General features: G+C 67.5%; 1 protein-coding gene. It reads left to right on the top strand.

Going from position 1 to position 308, the window contains the following annotated elements; all coding sequences use genetic code 11:
* Positions 1 to 308: thiamine pyrophosphate-dependent enzyme (locus tag ACLBYB_RS33120; protein WP_447701420.1), on the top strand; the 308-nt coding region annotated here is incomplete at both ends.

Below are 308 nucleotides of genomic sequence, written 5' to 3'. Positions count from 1 at the left end.
CGGGACTGCCTCGCCTACTGGCCGTCGGGCACGATCATCAAGCCGCAATACGCCGTGCAGCGCCTCTACGAGGCCTGCAAGGGCCGCGAGACCTACATCACCACCGAGGTCGGTCAGCACCAGATGTGGGCCGCCCAGTACTTCAAGTACGACGAGCCGAACCGCTGGATGACGTCGGGCGGCCCCGGCACGATGGGCTACGGCCTGCCGGCGGCGATCGGCACCCAGCTCGCGCACCCGAACGGGCTCGTGATCGACATCGCGGGCGAGGCCTCGATCCTGATGAACATGCAGGAGATGTCGACGGC

This window comes from Methylobacterium sp. D54C, from assembly GCF_053345595.1.
The sequence above is the reverse complement of the archived record's forward strand: the minus strand, read 5'-3'. Positions and strand labels throughout refer to the sequence as shown.